Origin of the sequence: Pelagivirga sediminicola, from assembly GCF_003072125.1 — a bacterium.
Lineage (GTDB): Bacteria > Pseudomonadota > Alphaproteobacteria > Rhodobacterales > Rhodobacteraceae > Roseovarius > Roseovarius sediminicola.
The window spans coordinates 162178-169108 of record NZ_QCYH01000008.1 but is presented as its reverse complement, the minus strand read 5'-3'; the positions used below and the strand labels follow the sequence as shown (position 1 = coordinate 169108).

Below are 6931 nucleotides of genomic sequence, written 5' to 3'. Positions count from 1 at the left end.
CTCTTCGTCATTTGTGTATCCTGTCGTCATTGTCGGATACATCTTAGCACGCTGTCCAGGTTTGCCGGACCACTTCACCTATCTGGTCGCTTGCGGTCTGATAGATGGCCGCGTCGATCAGGCGTCTTTCACGCCGGGTGCCATCACGCGCGCGGATCTTCTGGATTTGGCGCGTGAAGTCACATTCGAGAATGCCGAAAAAGGTACGACGGGATTTCCAGTCTATTTTCCAGGCCACCTGATCGTCACAACCACAGACGGGCGCACCATTGAAAAACGTGTGGCGATCAACCGCGGCAACCCGGTCGGTGACAAGTTTCAGGCCAATGTCGCGGACGTCGTCACCGCTGACCAAGCCCAAGCCATTTTAACAGCGCTATTGGAACTGGACAAAGCCGAAGATTGCAGCGCTCTTTTGGACGCTGTCAAAGGGCGTGGAAAAGTGTGACCTGAGGTTATTGAGTGTCTTCCGCCCAATAGCGAATCCCTCGGTCAGGCAGGCCAACTAGCGCGGATCGCTGCAAGCATCGCTCAGAACAGCATCCGCTATTCCGTGATCTTGCCATGTTCATCTTTCAGCGGTGTATCATCATGAAGCGAGACTGTTTGCCGCTCGATCATGCGGTGGACCTTTGGCCTTTCTTTGGCGCGATGCAGTTTCAGAACGCGCTCGTAGGATTCGGCGTCGGCTTGCGTGCGACGCTCGTGGTGGCGGACATATTCGACCCAAGTGGGAACGTGATAGGTCTCGGTCCAGACATCCGGGTTTTCGAGATCCCGCAAAAGCGCCCATTGCTGCGCGCCATCGCGGATTCTGATGCGTCGCCGCGCGTTCATCACGGCCAGAAATTCGGTCACATCCTCTTGAGCAATTTCATAATCGACCATGATCATGATAGGTCCGCTGCGCTGTTTTAGATCAAGCCGCAGCGCTGGCTCCGTGAACGTGTTGAGCGGATTGAGGTCCAGATCTGTGGAATCCGGCAAGGGGACGCGTAGGCCAGCCAACGCTCCGAAGATCAGCAAGGCGGATGCCAAAAGCATCGCACGGTCCGCACCGAAGTTTTCGGCTATCGCGCCCCATGCCCAACTTCCCCCGGCCATGCCGCCAAATACCCCGGTCTGATAGAGGGCAACCGCCCTGCCGACGACCCAACGGGGAGTAGAGAGCTGTATCGTGACATTGAACAACGACAGGGCCATGACCCAACTGCCACCGGCAAGCAGCAGTGCCGCGCCACTGAATACATAGTGATGGCTGAGAGCCAGAGTGATGCTGCTGACCGCAAACGCAAGGAATGCTGCCTGCGTTATGCGCTCGTTCTGGAACCGTGCCCGCAACCCCGCATTCAGCAGCGCACCGCATACCGCGCCCATACCAAAACAGCCCAGCAGCACACCGTAGACAAACGCACCACCATGCAACAATTCTCTGACGATCAGCGGCAGGAGCGCGAGAATCGCGATGGCCGACAGGCCAAACATGAAACCGCGAAAGATCACTTTCATGAGGTTGGGCGACATCGCGACATAGCGCAGGCCTGCGGAGAATGCGCTGCCCATCCGTTCGCGCGGCAAGCGTCGCTGCGGCGTTGACGGCCGCCAGAACCAAAGGGCCGTAATGATGCCGACATAGCTGAAGGCGTTTACCGTGAACGCAGCCGCAGCGCCCGCGATGGCCACGATCGCGCCGCCGGCAGCAGGCCCGATGCTCCGCATCAGGTTGAAACCCATACTGTTGAGTGACACCGCTGCCGACAATTCATCACGCGACACGATATCGCCCATCGATGCCTGCCAGGAGGGATTGTGTAATGCCGTGCCACAGCCGATCAGAAACGTGAATCCCAATAGAAGCCAGGGCGAGAGCAGTCCCTCATATGCCATTATGGCGAGTATGATCGACACCACCAGCATGAAGGATTGTGCGATAAGCATAACCTTCCGGCGGTCGAAATTGTCCGCGAACACCCCTGCCAAAAGAGAGAAAACCATGATCGGCAGGGTCACCGACGACTGCACCAGCGCGACCATGCTTTGCGATTCTGTCAGCGATGTCATCATCCAGGCAGCCCCGACGGCCTGAACGAGCCCCCCGAAATTCGAGGCGAGGGCTGCAATCCAGAGCATTCGGAAAGTCTGGTTTCGAAAAAGCGTCAGCGTGGACGTGTTTTGCGGCAACAGACGCTCCTTTCCTTGGCTAAGCTCATCTATAATTGATATCGCTGCCTATTGGCCCGGGCAACCTGAGGGGGCGCGTGAAGCATACCTGAGAGCATGGGGCTTGCTTGTTGTCACGTATGCTTGGCCATGTCTCCAATGCATATCTCCCGTTGTCTGCTCTGCACCGTAGAGCGCATGCACTGATGCTGGAAATTTGTCGAACTCGCCTCTCATTATTGCCTCACGCGAAATGCCGAGTTTCGCCACGACGTCTCGAAGAAACGGAATGGCATTAAGCCGTGCAACGACATCGAAGCTCCCGAAACAGACTTTGCAAATTTCAGGAAGCAAGTCGAGTGTCGTGCCACGCCAGAGCAGAACTGGGCAGATGTCACCGTCGAGTGTCAAGCAGCGGGCTCTCATGCCTCGGCTTTGATCTCGTCAAGGATAACCGCCCTGTTGTGCGAAAGGCGGGTCGTCAAGGCCTTTCGGTCAATGACGACCTGGCTTGTCATCTCTTTTCCGATCTGATCGAGCCAGCGCCTTTTGACATCGTCCAAATCATGCGTAGATGCAACCTTGCGGATCGCCCACTCCAACCCGGTCTGCATAGGCGGCATCAATCATCACTGACTTTTCTCGCCGTGCTGGGAGGCCAGGTCAGCCATCATCTGCGCAAAGATGCTCATCTTCAGGCGGTAAGGCCAAGTGGCTCTTCGTCCTCTGCCACAATCGGAGGGTGGATTGTTAGGGTGATTGAAAAAAGCTAACGCTGCATAAGCATCAGAATACAAAAGAGTAAATTATATATAATGGTGCAGTTACAGAGAGATAGTTTGAACTCTCTGTTTGACGTTCTTCTCGAATGGGAAACCCATCTCGCACAGCATGATCCAAGCGATCTGAGGTGCGACGATGAGCACATCAGACAATAGTTTCAATGCGATAGCGGGAAAGCAGGCGAAGAAGAAGCCTGCGCCGTTCTCTTTGCGCCTCACCTTCGAGGAAAGAAGCCGCCTGGAGGAACTGGCGGGCGATGAGCCGCTGGGCAGCTATATCAAGCGCAAACTCTTCGACGGGCATGGTGCATCGCACAAACGTGCCCGCTCCAAGCTGAGACGGACCGTCAAGGACGATGCCAGCATGGCGAAGCTGCTGGCATTGCTGGGAAGCTCGCGCATCGCCAACAACCTCAACCAACTCGCCAAGGCCGTGAATCTGGGTTCACTCCCCGTTGTCGCAGAAACCGAACGCGACATACGCCGGGCGTGCGCGGATGTTGCTGCGATGCGCGAAGAACTGCTGCGCGCACTTGGGCAGCGGAGCGATGCGGGGTCGTCATGATCCTCAAAGGCTCTCAGCGCGGCGGTGCCAAGCAACTCGGGCTTCATCTCTTGAAGACAGTCGAGAACGAACATGTCGAAATCCACGATGTCAGAGGCTTCATGACCGATGACGTCGTGGGCGCGCTGCGGGAAGCTGAGGCTGTGTCAAAGGGCACAAAATGCAGGCAGTTCCTATTTTCTGTCTCGCTCAATCCGCCTGAAACCGAATCCGTTCGCGTGGAAACGTTCGAACAGGCCATAGCGGCGATTGAAGAAAGGCACGGCCTGAGCGATCAACCCCGCGTGGTCGTCTTTCATGAAAAGGAAGGTCGGCGGCATTGTCATGCTGTATGGAGCCGCATCGACGCCGAAACCATGACGGCCAAGCCGCTTCCGTTTTTCAAGAACAAGCTGATGGAAGTCTCTAAACAGCTTTATCTCGAACATGGCTGGCAGATGCCCAAGGGCCTGGCCAACGCGAAGGACCGCGATCCGCGCAATTTCACCTTGGCTGAATGGCAGCAGGCCAAGCGGATCGAGCGGCATGCCGGAGACCTCAAATCCGATATTCAGGAAGCCTGGGCGATCTCCGATAGCCGCAACAGCTTTTCGCATGCGCTGGAAGAGCGTGGTCTTTTCCTCGCTCGCGGTGATCGGCGTGGGCATGTCGCGGTGACATTTGAGGGCGAAGTGATCTCGATCCCGCGCGCCATTGGCAAACCATCCAAGGACATCACGACACGGTTGGGCAAGCCGCAGGAACTGAACAGCGTCAGTGAAACCCGCCAGCGCATCGCCAAGGATATCTTGCCGAAGCTCAGCTCACATGTGGCAAAGGCAAGCGCCGACGCAAACAAGGAAAAATCCTGCCTTGAGGCCCGCCGCCTAGAAATGCAGGCTCAGCAACAGGCCGAACGCGCCAAGCTAGACGCCGGGCAGAAAGAGCGCGCTGATGCCGAAGCAGCCGCGAGATCGGCGCGTTTGCGCAAAGGCTTGCGCGGCCTCCTAGACCGCGTGACCGGCAAGCGTGCTGCGCTTGAAAAACAAAACCAGATGGAAGCCATTTGGTCGCTTCAGCGTGATCGTGAACAGCGCCATGCCCTGGTCGAAGCCCAAATAAAGGACCGCCAGACACTTCAGAACGATATTCGGGCGGCGCGCAACCGTCATGCTGCGGTGTTGCGCGAGTTGCATCGTGATCGAACGAATTATCGGATGATGAAGCAAGGGCTGGAGCCCTTGGCAAAGCGCGCCTTTTCCCCGCTGAAGCGGGTCATGGATGCAGCCGCAAGGGTTGAACTCTCGGCAAAGCCTGTCGCTGAATTTGGCAAGCAGCATGTGAAAGCCCTGTCTCGTGCTTTTTCCATGGAGCGTCCAAAGCGCGAACGCGTTGCGCCCAAGCCTGCTTCGCCGAAGCGTGAGAAAACGCCGAACAAGGCACCTGTGAAAGATACGAGAAAGCCCTCCATAGATCGAGCGGCTGAGCCGAAAGTATCAGCTAAGCGGGTGGAAACAGACAAACCGAAATCAACGGAACAATACGCTCGTCAGGGCGACATTACGAAACTGTCCACGGCTGGCCGAGTCGAGAAACCAATAGCTGCGGCTCGCTCTGCGAAGCAGGCCTATACCGACAGCCAAACCAAGATGACAGCTCAGCGTGTAGAGACGGCGCAAGAGCGCCTACAAAAACTGCGCGAAGAACAGCAGCAAAAACCTTCCGTGCCGGTGCGCGTGGCTGGACGTGGGAACGTGTCCCCGAAAGAACGCCTTCAACGCCTTCGTGACGGGCAAACACAAAGACCGCGCGGACCAGAGCTCGACAGATAATGCAAAACCGCTCTCAAGAGAGCACGAAATTGTGCAGGACGCAGCAAAATTGCTGCACAAATCTTTTACCTTATTTCTGCGATCCATCACTGCCACGACAAGCAGACCAACCAAACCATCAAGCGCCTTGATGGGTGTGGGCCGAAAGGCCCTGAGTGGTTTGGGGCCTCCTTGACGATGGAGGATCACATGAAACTCGTCACTCGATTTGAAGCAGCATCCCGCAGCACTGCGCAATTGCACGGTCTTTTTAGAGAAGCGTTCAATGCCTTTTCTGTCGCGCCACGTGCTTCGCAGGAGCGCCAGGATGCTTTGGCGTCCCTGGAAAACATCGAGGCTGAACTGGCATCAAGAATGCCAGGTCTCTAAGCCTCGCGCGGTGGGCCGAAGGCCCACCGCAATTTTCTGCTGTTGTTTGGAGCGGCTATGCCGCCGCTCCTACTTTTTCGTCTTCACCTTGGAACCCATGCAAGAAATCCGCAGCGCGCTGCGCATGGGCGGCAGCGCTGAAAATCGCGCGCTTGTCGTTCTTCAAGACTTTGAGCCAGCTCTGGATATAGGCCGCGTGATCGGTACCAGGTTCCGGCGTCAGGGTCAGATCGGCGCAAAGAAATGCTGCGCCCAGCTCGGCGACCAGCTCTTCGCGGGCATAGCCTTCATCGCCCCATTTCTTGCGCCCGAAGTCACGATCAAGGCGGCTCTTGTGCTTCGTCCAGTGGGTCAGCTCGTGGGCAAGCGTGGCATAGTAGGCCTCGGGGCTGCGGAAGCTCTCAAAGTGAGGCATCTGCACATGATCCGTCCCGCCGCTGTAATGGGCAGAATTCCCGCCATGGCGAATGTCTGCCTCGGTTGCTGCAAAGAATTCCTCCGCATGCTCGATCCGCTGCGCGGGGTCGATGATTGGCTCGGGTTTGGCATAGAAATGCTCGGGCAAGCCTTCGATCTGCTCGACGTTGAATACGCTATAGCCCTTCATGAACGGGATTTTGCGCTCTTCCTCGCTGCCGTCGTCCTGCTCTTCGGTCTTGGTGATGGTGTTCGCATAGACAACAAGATTGCCGCGCTCGCCCTTGCGGACGTGCGCCCCGTATTCCTTGGCTTGGCGGTAGGTCATCCAGAACGGCGAGAGGTAGCCGCCCTCCATGGCCGCGCCCCAGAGCATCAGCACATTGATTCCGCTGTAGGCCATGCCGTTATGGCGCAGCGGCTTGACGATCCGCCCGTCCATGTTTCCGGCGGACCATGGCTTGTGCCATGTCAGTTCGCCTTGCTCCAGATCGGCGATGATCTTGTCTGTAACTTTCTGGTAAATGTCCTGTTTCATGGCCTTTTCTCCTTTCAAAGCCGGTTGCGCATGCAACCGGACTAGGCCCGCGCCAATGAGCGGGGGGAGACCGTCAAGATCGCAGACAGCGGAGGGGGATCACCCGTCCTGCACAAGCAAGGCGCGGAAGGACGGGGAGACCGCTGGCTGCGCCCGCAGCATATGCGGAGGGCTTGGTCTTGACGGAGGACGGGGTCGCAGACCCCAAACAGGAAAGAAAGCGTCAGCCCGCCAGGGCTGGCCGTAAATGCGCAAGGGATGGAAGCCGGATGGCCGAGACCGCCAAGGG

At 57.3% G+C, this 6931-nt stretch carries 6 protein-coding genes; 4 read left to right on the top strand and 2 right to left on the bottom strand.

All coding sequences use genetic code 11. From position 1 onward, the window contains the following. A partial coding sequence (locus DC366_RS14115; protein ID WP_165802919.1) for an MmgE/PrpD family protein occupies positions 1-448 on the top strand: 448 nt, incomplete at its 5' end. 98 nt (positions 449-546) lie between these two features. Here DC366_RS14115 and DC366_RS14110 read toward each other — a convergent pair. Beyond that, positions 547-2181 (bottom strand): MFS transporter, encoded by a 1635-nt coding sequence (locus tag DC366_RS14110; protein ID WP_108692864.1) that lies wholly within the window; start codon positions 2179-2181, stop codon positions 547-549. 897 nt (positions 2182-3078) lie between these two features. Between DC366_RS14110 and mobC the strand changes: the two genes are divergently transcribed. The 3 genes from mobC to DC366_RS14090 all read left to right on the top strand — a co-directional run bounded on the left by mobC (position 3079) and on the right by DC366_RS14090 (position 5687). Further along, complete coding sequence (gene mobC, locus DC366_RS14100; RefSeq protein ID WP_108692862.1) at positions 3079-3507, top strand: plasmid mobilization relaxosome protein MobC; 429 nt, start codon at positions 3079-3081, stop codon at positions 3505-3507. Next, positions 3504-5318 (top strand): relaxase/mobilization nuclease domain-containing protein, encoded by a 1815-nt coding sequence (locus DC366_RS14095; protein ID WP_108692861.1) that lies wholly within the window; start codon positions 3504-3506, stop codon positions 5316-5318. The genes mobC and DC366_RS14095 overlap by 4 nt, the downstream gene beginning before the upstream one ends. 189 nt (positions 5319-5507) lie before the next feature. After that, positions 5508-5687, top strand: coding sequence for a hypothetical protein (locus tag DC366_RS14090; protein ID WP_108692882.1), 180 nt, complete (start codon positions 5508-5510; stop codon positions 5685-5687). Between the two features lie 55 nt (positions 5688-5742). On the opposite strand, the gene DC366_RS14085 is transcribed toward DC366_RS14090, so the two are convergent. Beyond that, positions 5743-6642, bottom strand: coding sequence for an ArdC family protein (locus tag DC366_RS14085; protein WP_108692860.1), 900 nt, complete (start codon positions 6640-6642; stop codon positions 5743-5745). Positions 6643-6931: the final 289 nt, after the last annotated feature.

Excerpts from the sequence above, each read along its gene's own strand:
- DC366_RS14085 (WP_108692860.1), bottom strand. The coding sequence starts at position 6,642 with ATGAAACAGGACATTTACCAGAAAGTTACAGACAAGATCATCGCCGAT.
- DC366_RS14090 (WP_108692882.1), top strand. The coding sequence starts at position 5,508 with ATGAAACTCGTCACTCGATTTGAAGCAGCATCCCGCAGCACTGCGCAA.
- mobC (WP_108692862.1), top strand. The coding sequence starts at position 3,079 with ATGAGCACATCAGACAATAGTTTCAATGCGATAGCGGGAAAGCAGGCG.
- DC366_RS14095 (WP_108692861.1), top strand. The coding sequence starts at position 3,504 with ATGATCCTCAAAGGCTCTCAGCGCGGCGGTGCCAAGCAACTCGGGCTT.